The following is a 15,004-nucleotide window of genomic DNA, read 5'->3' on the forward strand; positions in this document are numbered from 1 at the left end:
CAAGGCCTGGCGCCAGCCCCGGAAACCGGCGACTTGCAGCCAGCGCGCGGCGAGGATCGGCTGGCTTGCCGCGTAGCGTTGCAGCGCCGCGGGGAGGTCCGCCGCCGCATCGGCCGCCGTCATCGCGAGGCGCAGACGGTAGCTGCCCGCATCGGGGCGCGCAGGGTCGTGGCCGAGCAGACAGGCGCGCTGCTCGGGGCTCAAGGCCAGGGTGTGTTGCACGGTCAAATCAAGGCTCAGATCGTTCATCGGGGATGTCCTTAAACAGGGAGGCCAGTGCGTTCGACGCTGCCTTCGGCGGCGCTGTCAAACACGCTGCGGTCGGTCATTTCGCCCATGGCCACGACGATCCGCCGCGGGCCTTCGAACGGGTCGCGGGCATGCGCGACGAGCATGTTGTCGAGCATCACCACATCGCCGCGTTGCCAGTCGAAGCGCACTGCGCAGGCTTCATAGAGTTGGCCCAGTTGTTCCATCACTGCGTCATCGATGGGCGTGCCGTCACCGAAATACACTTGGCGCGGCATGTGCCCGGCACCGACGATGCCAAGCAGGTCGCGGCGCACATCGGCTTGCAGGCAATAGTCGTGGTGCAACTGGACCTGATTGAAGAATGACTTGTCCCCGGTGTACGGATGACGGATCACCGCCGGGCACGGCGTGCGGGTCTGCAGGCCACCGTTGGCCAACCACTCGAACGCCACGTCTTGCTCGCGGCACGCCGCCTCGACTACCGCACGCTCGTCGGTCTTGTAGAAGTCGCGCCAGTCCACATCGAAACCCGGGGTAAAGGTGCGCACATACAACAAGCCCTTGCGCTCGAAGGTCTCGGCCAGCTCGGCCGGCAAGGCGCGATACATGGCCCGACAGTCGACGATGGGCGTGGCGCCACCGACCGGCGATGGCAGCTCGCAGAAGAACCACTGCTTGCGCGGCCAGCGGCGCAGGTGAGCGCTTTCGTTGTGGAACAGGATCATTTGCTGCTCGGGGTAAGGCGTGGAACGGTAGGTGTTGCGCCCGCCCTCTTTCTTCGGCAAATCGCCATAGGCGCCATACAAACCCGGCTGGATGGCCTCGGCGAAGGCCTCGAAATCCTGTGCGGTACTCAAGCCGAAGCCTCGGAACAGCAAGCCGGCATGACGGCGCAGCTGGGTTTCGATGAACTCGCGATGCTCGCTGGCCCAGACGCACGGGTCGAGGTCGGCACTGACCGGCTCGATCACCAGGGGGAACTGCGTGTCGGCATTCAGCGGAGTGCAACGCACCGCGGATGCGCCAGCGGACGGCGCAGCCTGGCGGGTGAAGGACTTGAGCTTGTCGCGCTTGGCCTCCAGCCGTGAGCGACCGCTGGCTGGGGCGACGGGCGCGGGTTGCAGGGCACCGAGGGTCAGCGCGGCGAGAGGCTGGTCGGGCGCGGCGAGAATCTGTTCGAGCAGGTCGACCCAGGCATTCGCCCAGCAGCGTACCCGTGCCTCGTCGAGGATCGCGGTGGCAAACACCCACTCGCCACCCAGGCCCTGGGCGTTGGGGGTCAGAAACAGGGCCATGTCGAACTTCGAGGTTTGCGCCGGCGCGGCAAGCAACTCGGCGTGCAGCCCCGGCACGGCGAACTGCCCGCGCGGCATGCTGTGCAGTACAAACAGCGCCTGTACCAGCGGGTTGCGCTGGCGCTCGCGGGCCACGCCACTGGCGTCGAGGATCTGCTCGAAGGGCAAGTCCGCCTGCTCGAAAACCGCCAGGGAATCCGCGCTGATGTGGGCCAGCCATTGGCTGAACGACTGCTCCTCACGGACATGGGCGCGCAGCGGAACGATGTTGACGAAAAAGCCGATGAGTTTTTCCAGCTCGGCACGTGGCCGACCGGCGATATCCGTCCCGTAGACCAGATCATCCTGGCCGGTGATGCGATGCAACAGCCAGTCAAAGGCCCCGCGCAGAACCATGAACAGGCTGGCGCCGTGGGCGCGACCGAGCGTTTCAAGACGTGCGACCTGCTCGGCACTGAGCTGGAAGGTCACGCTTGCGCCGGCGGTCTGTGGCGTCGCCGGGCGCGGACGATCGGTGGGCAAGGCCAGTTGCTGCGCCGCGCCGCGCAGGTAATCGCGCCAGAAATCCTGTTCACGTTGGCGCTCGGCACTGCCGGTCTTGGCGTTCTGCCACGCCGCGTAATCGCTGTACTGGATGTTCAAGGGCGCAAGCGACGGTTCGCTGCCGGCCATTTGGGCCTGGTAAAGCGCGCCCAGTTCCTGGACCAGTACGCCGAATGACCAGCCGTCACCGATCAGGTGATGCATGCTCAGTTGCAGGCAGTGCTCTTGGTCGTTCAGTCGCAGCAGCGTAGCGCGCAGCAACGGCGGCCGTTGCAGATCGAACGGCTGCCGGCGGCTTCGGCTTCGGCCACGGCCAGCGCGGTGGCCTGTTCTGCGCCATGCAGGCCGCTCAGGTCAAGCAGCGGCAACGCCAGTTCAACCTGGCTGGCGCAGTGCACCAGCGCCACGCCATCCGGCCCCGGCACGAAGGCACTGCGCAGGCTCGCCTGGCGCTGGACCAGAGCGCCCAACGCGGCCTGCAGGGCGTCCACCCGAAGGTCGCCGCGCAGGAGCAATCGGGCGACCATGTTATAGGCTGCCCTGCCCTGTTCGCCGCCCAACTGTTGTGCCAACCACAGGCTGCGCTGCACCGGCGACATGGCCTGCGGCCCGCTGGCCTGTTCGCGGCGCAATGGCACGCCGTCGGCCAGACGCGGCGCGGCGTCAACCATGGCAGCCAACCGGGCAAGGGGTTTGGCGGCGAATAGCGCGCTCAGCGGCAACTCGACATTGAACTCGGCCCGCACTCGCGCCACCACCTGCACGGCGGCCAGGGAATGACCGCCCTTGGCGAGAAATACATCGTCGCGGCTGACCTCCACGCCCTCGAGCACGTCGGACCAGATGGTCGCCAGGCGCTGCTCGGTATCACCTTGGGGGGCATCGCCCTGGCCGGCTGTGACCAGGCCCGCGACCGGACGGCGGTAAACGTAATAGGCACCCAGTTCGCCGGTTTCCAGGCGCTGGCGGCAGGCCGAGCGTTGCAGTTTGCCGCTGGTGGTCTTGGGCAAGGCCGCCGGCTCCAGCAAGGCGATGACACTGGCGGGCTCCTGCTGGGTTTCACTGACCACCCGGTCGATGGCATCGATCAACGTCTGCGGGTCGAATTTCTTTTGCACGCTGCGGCCGATCTCGGCGGCGATGCCAATGCATTCCCGACCGTCGACTTGTACCGGGAACGCGGCGACGCGGCCTTTGCGTACCGCTTCGACGCCCTGCTCCACGGCTTTTTCGATGTCTTGCGGGTAACGGTTCTGGCCGCGAATGATGATCACGTCCTTGGCCCGCGAGGTGATGAACAAACCCCCGTTGTGCAGAAACGCCAGATCACCGCTGCGCAGCCAACGCCCATCGGGCAAGTCGAGGAACGTCTTGGCGGTGGCCTCGGGATTGCGCCAATAACCACGCGCGACGCTGGGGCCGCGCACCCAGATTTCGCCGACCGTGTCTTGCGCGACGGGCTGCAGGGTGTGCGGGTCCATCAGGCGTACCTGATCGTCGAACAGCAACCCGCCGCTGCTGACCACTTCGGTGCCGCACGGATCGGGCACCACTCGGCCATGGGCCAGCTCTTCGTGGTCGACATGCAGCGTGTAGTAGGGTCCGCCGCGGATATTACTGGTGACCATCAGGGTCGCTTCGGCCAGGCCATAGCATGGGTGCAGCGTGGTTGCCGACAGCCCGCCGGCGAGAAGCGCTCAACGAAATCGGCCAGGGTATCGGCACGCACCGGCTCGGAGCCGCAGAACGCCACGCGCCAGCGGCTCAAATCGAGCTCGGCGAGCAGGTTATCGCGCACGCTTTCGGTACACAGGCGGAAGGCAAAGTCCGGACCGCCGCTCAAGGTGCCGTCATAGCGGTGGATCGCTTCCAGCCAGCGCGCCGGCCGGGCGAGGAAGTGCTGGGTGGTCAGCAATACCAGCGGCACGCCGGCGTAGATCGGTTGCAGCATGCCGCCGATCAGGCCCATGTCGTGGTACAGCGGCAGCCAGCTGACAAATACATCGCCCGGCCGGGTGCCGAAGCCCATTTGCAGCAGGCGCTGGTTGTCCAGCAGGTTAGTGTGAGTGACTTCGACGCCCTTGGGTTCGGAGGTGGAACCCGAGGTGTATTGCAGCATGGCGATGGTGTCGCCCGGCACTTCGCGTGCCTGCCAGGCCTGGGCCGGTTGGGCCTCCAGGTCCTGGACGCTTGCCACGACCGGCCGGTTCGCCAGGGTCAGGCCGTCACGCAAGAGCAGGGAGGCTTCCAGCGCGCCCTGCTCGCAGATAATCAGCGACGGTTCGGCATCCATGGCCATGCCTTGCAGGCGTTCGGCATGGAACTGGCGATTGCGCTCCGGCGGATAGGCCGGCACCGCGATCAGCCCCGCGTAGAGGCAGGCGAAAAACGCCACGATGTAGTCAGGGCCGTTGGTCAGCAGCAGGAGTACGCGGTCACCCTCCTCGGCGCGTTGCTCAAGGCAGGCGGCCAGGTGACGGACCCGGGCGTCGAGCTGGGCATAGGTGTACAGCTCGGTGGTTTCGTTGCCATCACCCGAGAAAACGCAGGGCCGGTTGCTCGCCTTGTTGTTCGGCGCGCTGCGCCAGCATCTCGATGAGGGATTGGGGTTGAGGCTGATGTGGGATGGCCATGGGGCGTCCTCCTGCAATCGCAAAAAATTCAGTAAAAGTCGAGGGCGGCTCAGCGTCTGTCGGCGCCATGGGGCTCGGCCATGGCGACCACCACCTTGCGCGGCCCCTCAAAGGGCGCACGGCCATGGGCGGTGAGCATGTTGTCGAGCATCAGCACGTCGTTGTCCTGCCAGCCGAACTCGACCTGCTCCTGCTGCATCACGCCACGGATGTCTTCGAGCAGGGTTTCTTCCAGCGGGCTGCCGTCGCCGTAATAGACGTTACGCGGCAGGTCCTCTTCCTCGACCAGATCGAGCAGCGTCTCGCGGACTTCCTCGGGCAGGTTGGAAACATGAAACAGGTGCGCCTGGTTGAACCACACCGCGTCGCCGGTGCGTGGATGAGTGGCCACCGCCTGGCAGACCTGACGCGTGCGCAGGCCACCGTCTTCCTTCCATTCCAGGCGGATGCCATGGGCCTCGCAGTAGGCGTGCACGACGCTGCGGTCCTCGGTGTTGAACACCTGCTCCCAGGACACGTCCAGGCCGTTACCGTAGTTGCGCGTGTACATCAGGCCTTTGGCGGCGAAGCGCTCGCGAATCTGCTCGCCAACCCGCCGGTAGATCGCCCGGCTGTCACCAATTGGCGTCGCGCCCCCCACCGGTGATGCCTGCTGGCAGAAGAACCAGATTTTCATCGGCCAGTCCCGGGTGTAGGCCTGCTCGTTGTGCAGCGGGATATGCTGGTGCGGCGGGTATTCGGTGGAGGTGTAGATCCCGGCGGCGACGTTGCTGCGCGGCGTGGAGCCGAATTCGTAGGTGAGCAGGTCCGCACCGAAGCCCACGGCGAAACGGCGAAAACGCTCGGCGGTCTGCACGTCAAAGCCACGTAGCAGCACGCCACCAGCACTGAGCAGTTGCTCATCGATCAAGCCTCGCAGATCGGACAGGCAAACCGACAGATCAAGGCCAGGCTCACGGGCCTCGATCAGCAGGGGCAACGGGGTACTGGCATGGCGCAGGGGCCGGATGTCGAAGCGTGAATCAAGCATGGAAGACTCCGCGAAACGAGGAAGACGGTGCGGCATGGGTCAGCCCAGGGCGCGCAAGGAAGGGAGTGAAGGACGGTGTGCCTGGGCCAGCGCAACCAGGCGCAGCAAGAAATCATCGCGTTGGCGGTGCAGGAAGAAATGGCCGCCGGCGCACATGTCCAGCTGGAACGGCCCACTGCATTCAACTTCCCAGGCCGCCAGGGCACTGATCGCGACGCTGTCGTCACGCCCACCGAAGACATGCAGCGCACATGGCAACGGCGCGCGGCCGGGTGGTTGATAGCGGTCGCCAAGCAGGAAGTCGGCGCGCAGCACGGGCAGCACCATGGCCAGCAACTCGGGGTCATCGAGTACCGCCTGGGGCGTACCGTCGAGGCGGCGCAACTCGGCAATCAGCTCGGCATCGTTCATGGGTTGCGCATCCGGATTGCCGCCGCGCTGACTGGGCGCGGTGCTGGCCACGGCGATCAAGGCGTTGGGCGGTTCAATACCCAGGGCAACCAGCGCATGCGCCACTTCCAGGGCAATGACACCGCCGACGCTATGACCGAGCATCAGGTAAGGACCGTCGATCAGCGGCGACAACTCGCTCGCCAGGCTCGCCGCGAGGCCAGGCATGTCCAACTGCAATGGCTCATCAGCGCGGCGACCATGGCCGGGCAGCTCGACTGGCTGAACATCGAGCCAGGCCGGCAAGCCAGCACGCCATGGCGCGAACGCCATGGCGCTCGCTCCAGAACAAGCGAAGCAGAACAGGCGGATGCGATCAGGGGCGACAGACACGGCGAATCTCCTTGGAAGCAATCGACAAGCCGGACCGGCCTTGCCTGGAACACTGCTAATAAGGACGAAAGAAATGCGCGAGGAATTAAGTGTCTTTGATAAATATTGTTATTTGCGGGGAGGCGGATTGGACGGGGGGGGGAGGCACGCGGGGTACGCCTCCCCTCTTCATCGATCTTCAGACCACCGGCTGCAAACCCGCGGCCACGGCGGGCGCCTGGCGCTGGACGATCTGGCCGCGTTCGAGCTTGATCAACTGGTCGGCCAGGTGGAAGTAGCGGTCGTCATGCGAGATGACCAGCAGCGTCTTGCCCTGGGCGCGCAGCTCGGGCAGCAGCTCGCAGTAGAACACCTCGCGGAACGCCGGGTCCTGGTCGGCGGCCCATTCGTCGAAGATGATCACTGGCCGCCCCTCCAGGCAAGCGACGATCAACGCCAGACGCTTGCGTTGACCCTGGGACAGTTCACGGGTGGAGAACGAACCGTCGCTGACGCTGACTTTGTGGTCCAGGTGCAGCTTGGCCAGCCATTCGCTCGCCTGGGTATCCAGACTGGAGTCAGGCGCCTCGAGCAGGGTATCGAACAGGTGGAAGTCGGAGAACACCGCCGAGAACAGCTGGCGATAATCGTCCCATTCGTCCGCCGCCACCGGCCGGCCATCGACGCGCACTTCACCACTTTCCGGCCGGTACAGGCCGGCGATCAGCTTGGCCAGGGTGGTCTTACCACTGCCGTTCCCCCCCACCAGGAAGGTAATCTCGCCAGGGTTGAGGGTCAGCATCACCGGACCGAGGGTGAATACCTCGTCCTCTCGCTCACTGAAATAACCATGGGTCAGGCCATCCAGCTCCAATGTCACGCCCTTGGGCTGTACGCCGGGAATCGGGCTTTGCAGTTGAGCTTCAGCCTTCAACTGTTCGAGCGTGGTTTCGATGCGCGCACTGGCGACGCGCGCCTGGCTCATCTGCGGCAGGTTCAGCAGCACCCCTTCCAGCGGCCCCATCATGTACAGGAACACCATCACGTAGCCGGTGATCACCGCCGTGTCGGAAGGAATCCACAAGCGCAGGAACAGCACCACGCCGATCAACACCAGGAACAGCAAGCGCCCCCAACCGCCGGTGATGGCGAACAGCATCAGACCCTTGGCACGGTTGTGACGCACTTGCTCGACAGCATTGACGAGCACCTCATCGAGAAAGCGCCTTGCCTTGGACCGGTTGAGCTTGAGTTCCTTGGCACCGGACACCATGGCGTCAAAGTGACCGAAGAGTTCGTCCTGGCTGGAGCCCGCCTTGCGAAAGTACTGGAGCATGTGCGAATGGCACAGGTGGTAGCCCAACGAGCCAAGACCGATGGCCAGTACCGAGACCAGGAAAATCGCCCACGACAGGTACGCCAGATAGCCGAGGCAGCCAAGCACCACCACGGCACTGGTCACCAGCATCGGAAAACCGGTGAAGAAGTTAGACAAGGTGGTGGTGTCGTCGGCCAGGGCCGCCTGGATGCGCCCGCGACCGGTGGTCTCCAGACCGCGCAGGGGCGCGGCAACCACATGCCGCGAGATGTGCAGGCGCAGGGTGGCCAGGCCTTGCTGGCTGAGATGGGCGAATAGCGTGCGGGACAGCACTTGGCTGCCCATCACCAGCGCTATCACCAGTACGAAAGGCAGCGCGTAGCCGGCCAAGCCGTCCAGCGGTGCGTTCAGGGCCTGGTTAATCAGCGCCACCAGCAACACGTTGGCCAGCCCGCAAACCAGGCTTGCGCCAATGGCCACGGCCAACCGAGTGCGCGAAGCGCGGACCAGCATACCGAACAATGACATGGTGTCTCCTTGGGGTCGGCCGGCGCAGGCCGTCACGCCGTCGCCGTCGATAGTGTGGGGTCACTGGAGTAAACGAAGCCTGCGGCAGATTCTTTAAGCCGCGTCGGCGGCATTATTACAGGTATTGGGAATCAGATGCTGTTGCTATAGACTCCTATCCTCGCCAAAAGGCGACCTGCCTGCTCCGGAGTCTGTTGCAATGCTCATTACCCGCCGTCGAGCCTTGACCGGCCTCGCGCTGCTGCCGCTGGCGCTGTGCGGCTCGCCGCTGGCCCGCGCCGCTGGCCCTACAATGCCGAAAGTCGATATCGTCAGCTTCGAGCCCGCCCTCACCGAAAGCCTGCTAGGCCTGGGTGTAGCCCCCATGGCCGTGGTCAACGCCAGTTATTATCGCGAGTTCGTCGTCCAGCCGGAAATGCCCGACGACATCCTGGACCTGGGCCCGAGCATCGAGCCGAATCTGGAATACCTGCAACGCCTGAAGCCTGGCTTGATCATCGGCACTTCCTGGCAGTTGGAAGGTACCTTGCTGCGCCGCATCGCACCGTTGCGCACCTTCGACATCTACACCTCGAATGCCCAGCCCTACCGCAATGCCGGCCAGGTGATGCTGGACCTCGGCGCCCTGGTGGATCGATACGACGAAGCGCGCGCCTTACTGCAACAGACTGACGACCTGCTCGAAAACTTACGCGCCAGGCTCACGCCGATCAGCGACCGTCCGGTCTATATCGCACGCCTCAATCCAGACGGCCGCCACCTGCTGCTGTTCGGCGCCAAAGGCATGTACCAGGCCGTCCTCGAACGACTGGGCTTGCGCAACGCCTACCAGGGCCGCACCAATGCATGGGGCGGCAGCCCCGCGGTGGGCATCGAGACGCTGCTGGAACATCCCGACGCCTCGTTGCTGTATTACACCAACCCCCGCGAAGCCGTGGCCGCGCAACGCCGACTGAATAACAGCCCCATCTGGGGCGCCTTACCGATGATTCGCGAAGGCCGTATCCAGGCGCTGCCCCGCTTCTACCCCAGTGGCGGCTTGCTGACTGCGCAACGCCTGGCCCTGTCGATCACCGAGCAACTGCTCGCCATGGAAACCAAGCATGCCTGACAGCACCTCACGCCTGCGCCGCCAACCGATATGGCTGGCCCTCGGCCTGTTATTCATCGCCCTGGCCCTGAGCGCTTACCAAGGCAACTCACTGCTGGCCGGCCACTCCTGGAGCAATGCCATCGGCTCAGCGTCACCCAGCGATCTGCCCCCGCTGCTGGTGCGCTACAGCTATTTGCCTCGCCTGGTCATCAGCCTGCTGGTGGGCGCGGCCCTGGCCCTGGCCGGGGTGATCTTCCAGCAAGTCCTGCGCAATCCCATCGCAGAGCCGACCACCCTGGGCGTCGCTTCCGGCGCCTACCTGGCCCTGGCCGCCAGTGCAATCTATGCGCCGAGCCTGCTCGACGGCGGGCAGGAAGGCGTAGCCCTGGCCGGTGCCGCCCTGGGCATGCTGGCAGTACTGGGCCTGGCCTGGAGCCGGCGCCTGTCGCCGGTAGCGCTGATTCTTTCCGGGCTCATCATCAACCTGTATTGCGGAACCCTGAGCACCTTGCTGGTGCTGGCCAACCACGAGGTCCTGAGCAACCTGTTCATCTGGCAATCGGGTTCGCTGAACCAGAACAGCTGGCAGGATGTGTATCACCTTGCGCCGCGCCTGGCGGTGGCGGCCGCGCTCGCCGCCCTGCTCGCTCGCCCCCTGGAATTGCTCGGCCTCAACGATGCGGCGGCGGGCAGCCTCGGGTTGTCGCCCAACCGCCTGCGCCTGTTGGCCCTGGCGGTGGCGGTGGTCTTGAGCGCCAGCACCATCGCCAGCGTCGGCGTGATCGGCTTCGTCGGCCTGGCCGCCCCTGCCCTGGCACGCCTGGCCGGTGCCCGTACCCTGCGCCAACGGCTGGCCTGGGCCCCTGTGTTCGGGGCCTTGCTGCTGTTACTCGCTGACCAGGTGGTGCAGGCGTCGGCGACCATGCTGGGCGCAGAAATGCCCACCGGCATCTTCACTGCGTTTCTCGGCGCACCGCTGCTGCTGGTGTTGCTGACCCGCCTGCATGAAACCCGGATCGCCGCACCCACCCAACGCGCCGCCGCTCACGTCACCCCACTTAAACGCACCGCGTGGATACTGCTTGCGGTGCTGGCAGCCTCCGTGTTCCTGGCGTTGACCTGGGGACGCGGCCCGGATGGCTGGTATTTCAGCGGCGGCGCAGAGTTCGACGCCTTGCTGCCATGGCGTGCGCCACGGGTGGCCGCCGCGTTCGCCGCGGGCATCCTGCTGGCTCTGGCCGGCACCCTGATGCAACGCATGACAGGCAACCCCATGGCCAGCCCGGAAATGCTCGGGGTCAGTTCGGGCGCCGCGCTGGGCGGCATTCTTGCCTTGCTGTTCGTACCCGGTTTCAACCCGCTGATACTGCTGCTGGCGGCCACGTTCGGAGCCCTGCTGGCCTTGTTGGCCATTGTCGCGCTGAGCTGGCGCAGCGCCTTCGCGCCGGACCGCATGCTGCTGATAGGCGTCGCGCTGAGCACTCTGCTCAATGCTTTCGCCGCGCTGTTCATGGTCAGCGGCGACTCCCGCGTGCTGCTCATGCTCAGTTGGATGACCGGCTCGACCTATCGCATCGATGCCAGCCAGGCAGTGGTCATCAGTGCCCTGGCGGCGGTGTTCCTGCTGGTCACGCCGCTGTGCAACCGTTGGCTGGCGATCATGCCGCTGGGCGCCGAATACACTCGATCGCTGGGTATTTCCCTGGGCGGCAGCCGCCTGGTCTTGCTGCTGCTTACCGCCGTGATGACCGCCGCCGCGACCCTGGTGGTAGGCCCGCTGAGTTTCATCGGTCTGATCGCACCGCACATGGCGCGGCTGCTCGGCGCGCAACGGCCTATCGCGCAATTGCTGCTCTCGGCACTGCTGGGCGGCACGCTCCTGGTGCTGGCGGACTGGCTGGGGCGCAACCTGGTGTTCCCGTGGCAAATACCGGCCGGGATGTTCGCGACCTTTATCGGCGGTCCTTATTTCATGTGGTTGTTGGCGCGTAAGCGCTGACGGAGCTTGAATGCAGGTTTTTTAAACAAATTCTAAATAGTTGTGATTCCCATTCGTTACAGACTTACTTAAGCTATGCCCTGGACGAACTCAGCAGGTCAAGGCCCGCGAGGTTTCTGCGGGTCGGCATACGTGAGAAACCACTAACGGAGAATCATCATGACCACGCCGAACTTCACCCTACATCTGGCTGACGGCCGCAGTGTGATCGCCCAAGTGGCGGACGATGGCAACGGCAGCCTGGTCATCGAGGGCATCGACGTCGTGCATTTCCGCCGGCAAGACGGCTACGTGCACCTGGAAAACATGCCTGAAGCATTCCCCGTGCTTGGCCTGCTGGCGCTGCTTGGCCAAGTCTTCTGCAATTTGTCCCGTGTCCCAATGCTGGAAATCAGTGCCCCGCTCACCCTCGACCGCGCACGCGACGCGGTACGCGAAGGCGTATTCGACACCCTGCTGGGCCATGACGGCCATACGGCCCGCCTGGCCTGCGCACGCAGCAGTTTTTGGCAACACCCCCTGCCCTGGCTGACCACCCGTTCTGCCGCAGGCATGCCGCTACGCTACACCTTCAGCGGCGATAAACGTCACCCCCAGCGCCCGCCGATCCCGCACGGCGAAGTCTATCGCCGCGAGCTGCCCGGCCTGAACACCACCTTCAGCCTACGCACCGTAGACCTCGGGCTCGACCTGGAACGTTTCAACCGCTGGATGAACCTGGAGCAAGTCGCGTTTTTCTGGGAGCAGACCGGCAGCCTGGACGAACATGCCGCGTACCTGCAGCAGATGCTCGACGACCCGCGGGTGTTGCCGTTGATAGGCAGCTACGACGACGAGCCCTTCGCCTATTTCGAGGTTTACTGGTGCAAGGAAGATCGCATCGCCCCCTATTACGACGTGCAGGACCACGACCGTGGCTGGCACGTCGTGGTTGGCGAGAGCAAGCATCAAAGCGCCGGCAAACTCAAGGGCTGGTTCCGCTCACTCATGCATTACATGTTCATCGACGAGCCTCGCACCCAGCGCATCCTCGGCGAACCGCGGATCGACCACACCCGGCAGATCGGCTTCCTTGAATCCCAGGGCTACGGCCGCCTCAAGACCATCACCCTGCCGCACAAGAAAGCCGCCCTGCTGCGTCTGGAGCGCGAGACTTTCTTCGACGAGTACTACCCCTGACCGTTATCCGTTGGCTGCCCGCTGCTTGATGGGGATCAAGCAACGGGCGGCCTGATACCCACTCACTTTAAAAAAACTACGTCACACTTAGGAGCCTCCATGCACGCAAAGAACGTCTTCCACTACCATCCGTTGGCGCTGGCCTTGTTTCTCAGTGGCCTGCCATTGAGCGCAGTCCACGCCGCCGACAGCACCGATACCGCCGCCCCCGGTGGCGCGCTGGTGCTGCAGGAAACCAACGTTAATGCGAAGGCGGTCGAGAACCCAACCGGCCAGCTCACCGGCCCGGTCGCGACGCGCAGCACGAGCGCGAGCAAGACCAACTCGGCGATCAAGGAGATTCCACAGTCGATTTCGGTCGTCACTCGGGATGAAATGGACAACCGCAAGAGCGACACCCTGGCTGAAGCCTTGAGCTACACGCCAGGCGTGATTTCACAGCCGGGCGGTTTCAGTCGTGTGGGGGATGACTTCGTGATCCGTGGCTTCAACGTGGGCTCGGGCACCGGCGGCATCCTGCGCGATGGCATGAAACTGCAAGGCAGCGTATATGACGGCGGTATCGAACCCTACGGCCTGGAGCGCGTGGAAGTGGTCAAGGGCGCCTCTTCGGTGCTGTACGGCCAACTGTCGCCGGGTGGCCTGATCAACACCATCACCAAGCGACCGACCGACACGCCCCTGCATGAAATCAACGTTGAATATGGCAGCCATGCACGCAAGCAGTACAGCTTCGACCTGGGCGGCCCGATCGATGACGAAGGCAAGTTCTCTTATCGCCTCACAGGACTGTGGCGCGACAGCGACACCCAGACCACCGATGCCGACGACGACCGCCGCTACATCGCGCCGGCCTTCACCTGGCGTCCAAACGAAGACACCTCGCTGACCCTCCTGGCCAGCTATCAGGAAACCCGTACCGGTTTCGCACCGCCCCTGGACTACGACCTGACGACCTCGTCCAGCGCCCGTTATCCCAAGGTCGACCGCGATCTGTTCACGGGCGAGCGTGGCTTCGATCACTACAACAACTACTCGACCACGGTCGGCTACCTGTTTGAACATAACTTCACGCCTGATCTGAAAGTCCGCCACGCGCTGCGCCACTTCGACGCCGACCTGAGCTGGGACTACATGCAAGTCGCCGATACCGGCAGCGCCGCCTTACGCAACCAGGGCCTGCTGGCGCGCCGGGCGAGCATCCGCCGCGAGCGCTCCGAAGGCTGGACCAGCGACAACAACGTGGAATGGACCCTCAACAGCGGCCGCTGGCAGCACACCCTGCTGGCCGGCGTGGACTACTACCACAAGACCTACGATTCACACCGTTTCTCCGGCGCCAACTCCCTCTTCAACCCGGCCAACCCGGTGTACGGCGCGCCTACACGCATCACGTCGGCCGACACCGGCTCGGACCTGCACAGCGCCCAGGCGGGCGTTTACGTGCAGGACCAGATCAAGTTCGACGATAAGTGGATCCTGCTCCTGGGCGGACGTCAGGATTGGGCGGAAAGCCGCACCTACGTCAACGCCACCGGCGCGCGCACCCCACGCGACGACAAGAAAGCCACTGGCCGTGTAGGCCTGGTGTATCAGGCGGACAATGGCCTGGCCCCCTACATCAGTTGGAGCCAGTCGTTCCTGCCGGCCAACGTCTTCAACGCCAATGCCAACACCTCGTTCGAACCGACCGAGGGTGAACAATACGAAGTGGGCGTGCGCTATACACCACCAGGCACCAATGCCCTGTTGACCGCCGCCGTCTACGACCTCAAGCAGAAAAACTCGCTGAGCACCGACCTCACCGGCAACACCGTGCAGTTCGGTGAAACCCGCTCACGGGGCGTCGAGCTGGAGGCAAAGGCAGAGATCACCGCCAACCTAACCACCACCGCTTCGTATACCTACACCGACGCGAAAATCACCGATGACGTCGTCGCCAGCCGCGTAGGCACACGCATCGACGGCGTGCCCTACCACATGGCCAACCTGTGGGCCGACTATCGCTTGAGCGCCCTGGGCCTGTCCAAGGTCGTGATCGGCGGTGGCGCCCGCTACATGGGCACCAGCCGAACTTCCAGCTCGGACAACAACGAGAAGGTTGACGCCTACACCCTGTTCGACGCCAAAGTCAGCTACGAAGTCGACAAGAACTGGACCGTGGCCATGAAGGCGCAAAACCTGACCAATGAGAAATACCTGTTCTGCAATGTCTCGTGCCGCTATGGCGACGAACGCACAGTGATCGGATCGGTCAACTATCGCTGGTAACAGGCGGATCGCAACCCAGCGAGAACTGTTTTTGCTGGGCTTGTCCGAATATCCGATGCCAGACCTCTGGCATCGGATTTTTTTTGCCCGGATCAGCGGCC

11 protein-coding genes are annotated in these 15,004 nt (G+C 64.3%); 4 read left to right on the forward strand and 7 right to left on the reverse strand.

Annotated features, from left to right (window positions below; all coding sequences use genetic code 11):
* The 7 genes from JWR98_RS04895 to JWR98_RS04915 all read right to left on the reverse strand — a co-directional run.
* The coding region (locus JWR98_RS04895; protein WP_205489397.1) for a hypothetical protein at positions 1-249 on the reverse strand (249 nt) is incomplete at its 3' end.
* Between the two features lie 11 nt (positions 250-260).
* On the reverse strand, positions 261-2,351 hold the full coding sequence (locus tag JWR98_RS29265; RefSeq protein WP_263974476.1) for a condensation domain-containing protein: 2,091 nt from the start codon (positions 2,349-2,351) through the stop codon (positions 261-263).
* Positions 2,324-3,718: a phosphopantetheine-binding protein gene (locus JWR98_RS29700; RefSeq protein WP_263974477.1), complete on the reverse strand. Its 1,395-nt coding sequence runs from the start codon at positions 3,716-3,718 to the stop codon at positions 2,324-2,326. Before JWR98_RS29700 ends, JWR98_RS29265 begins: the two co-directional genes overlap by 28 nt.
* Positions 3,718-4,740 (reverse strand): AMP-binding protein, encoded by a 1,023-nt coding sequence (locus JWR98_RS29275; protein ID WP_263974478.1) that lies wholly within the window; start codon positions 4,738-4,740, stop codon positions 3,718-3,720. Before JWR98_RS29275 ends, JWR98_RS29700 begins: the two co-directional genes overlap by 1 nt.
* A gap of 32 nt (positions 4,741-4,772) precedes the next feature.
* Entirely contained in the window at positions 4,773-5,753 is a 981-nt protein-coding gene (locus JWR98_RS04905; protein ID WP_078733638.1) for a TauD/TfdA family dioxygenase, read from the reverse strand.
* A 39-nt stretch (positions 5,754-5,792) separates the two neighbouring features.
* Positions 5,793-6,536, reverse strand: coding sequence for a thioesterase II family protein (locus JWR98_RS04910; RefSeq protein ID WP_078733639.1), 744 nt, complete (start codon positions 6,534-6,536; stop codon positions 5,793-5,795).
* A 178-nt stretch (positions 6,537-6,714) separates the two neighbouring features.
* A complete protein-coding gene (locus JWR98_RS04915) occupies positions 6,715-8,361 on the reverse strand; it encodes a cyclic peptide export ABC transporter (RefSeq protein WP_078733640.1) in 1,647 nt (548 codons plus the stop codon).
* 199 nt (positions 8,362-8,560) lie between these two features.
* Here JWR98_RS04915 and JWR98_RS04920 point away from each other — a divergent pair, with 199 nt between their 5' ends.
* The 4 genes from JWR98_RS04920 (at position 8,561) to JWR98_RS04935 (ending at position 14,903) form a co-directional block, all read left to right on the forward strand.
* Positions 8,561-9,472 carry an ABC transporter substrate-binding protein gene (locus JWR98_RS04920; RefSeq protein WP_205489398.1) on the forward strand — a complete coding sequence of 304 codons (912 nt, stop codon included), beginning with the start codon at positions 8,561-8,563 and terminating at the stop codon, positions 9,470-9,472.
* On the forward strand, positions 9,465-11,453 hold the full coding sequence (gene fhuB / locus JWR98_RS04925; protein ID WP_205489399.1) for a Fe(3+)-hydroxamate ABC transporter permease FhuB: 1,989 nt from the start codon (positions 9,465-9,467) through the stop codon (positions 11,451-11,453). Before JWR98_RS04920 ends, fhuB begins: the two co-directional genes overlap by 8 nt.
* A gap of 159 nt (positions 11,454-11,612) precedes the next feature.
* Positions 11,613-12,632, forward strand: a complete 1,020-nt coding sequence (locus JWR98_RS04930) for a GNAT family N-acetyltransferase (protein WP_205489400.1) — start codon at positions 11,613-11,615, stop codon at positions 12,630-12,632.
* A 99-nt stretch (positions 12,633-12,731) separates the two neighbouring features.
* The gene (locus JWR98_RS04935; RefSeq protein ID WP_205489401.1) at positions 12,732-14,903 is read left to right on the forward strand and encodes a TonB-dependent siderophore receptor; all 2,172 of its coding nucleotides are present in this window, start codon (positions 12,732-12,734) and stop codon (positions 14,901-14,903) included.
* Positions 14,904-15,004: the final 101 nt, after the last annotated feature.

It is taken from the genome of Pseudomonas lactucae, from assembly GCF_016937615.1.
Classification (GTDB): Bacteria; Pseudomonadota; Gammaproteobacteria; order Pseudomonadales; family Pseudomonadaceae; genus Aquipseudomonas; species Aquipseudomonas lactucae.

Excerpts from the sequence above, each read along its gene's own strand:
- JWR98_RS04905 (WP_078733638.1), bottom strand. The coding sequence starts at position 5,753 with ATGCTTGATTCACGCTTCGACATCCGGCCCCTGCGCCATGCCAGTACC.
- JWR98_RS29700 (WP_263974477.1), bottom strand. The coding sequence starts at position 3,718 with ATGGTCACCAGTAATATCCGCGGCGGACCCTACTACACGCTGCATGTC.
- JWR98_RS04915 (WP_078733640.1), bottom strand. The coding sequence starts at position 8,361 with ATGTCATTGTTCGGTATGCTGGTCCGCGCTTCGCGCACTCGGTTGGCC.
- JWR98_RS04920 (WP_205489398.1), top strand. The coding sequence starts at position 8,561 with ATGCTCATTACCCGCCGTCGAGCCTTGACCGGCCTCGCGCTGCTGCCG.
- fhuB (WP_205489399.1), top strand. The coding sequence starts at position 9,465 with ATGCCTGACAGCACCTCACGCCTGCGCCGCCAACCGATATGGCTGGCC.
- JWR98_RS04930 (WP_205489400.1), top strand. The coding sequence starts at position 11,613 with ATGACCACGCCGAACTTCACCCTACATCTGGCTGACGGCCGCAGTGTG.
- JWR98_RS04935 (WP_205489401.1), top strand. The coding sequence starts at position 12,732 with ATGCACGCAAAGAACGTCTTCCACTACCATCCGTTGGCGCTGGCCTTG.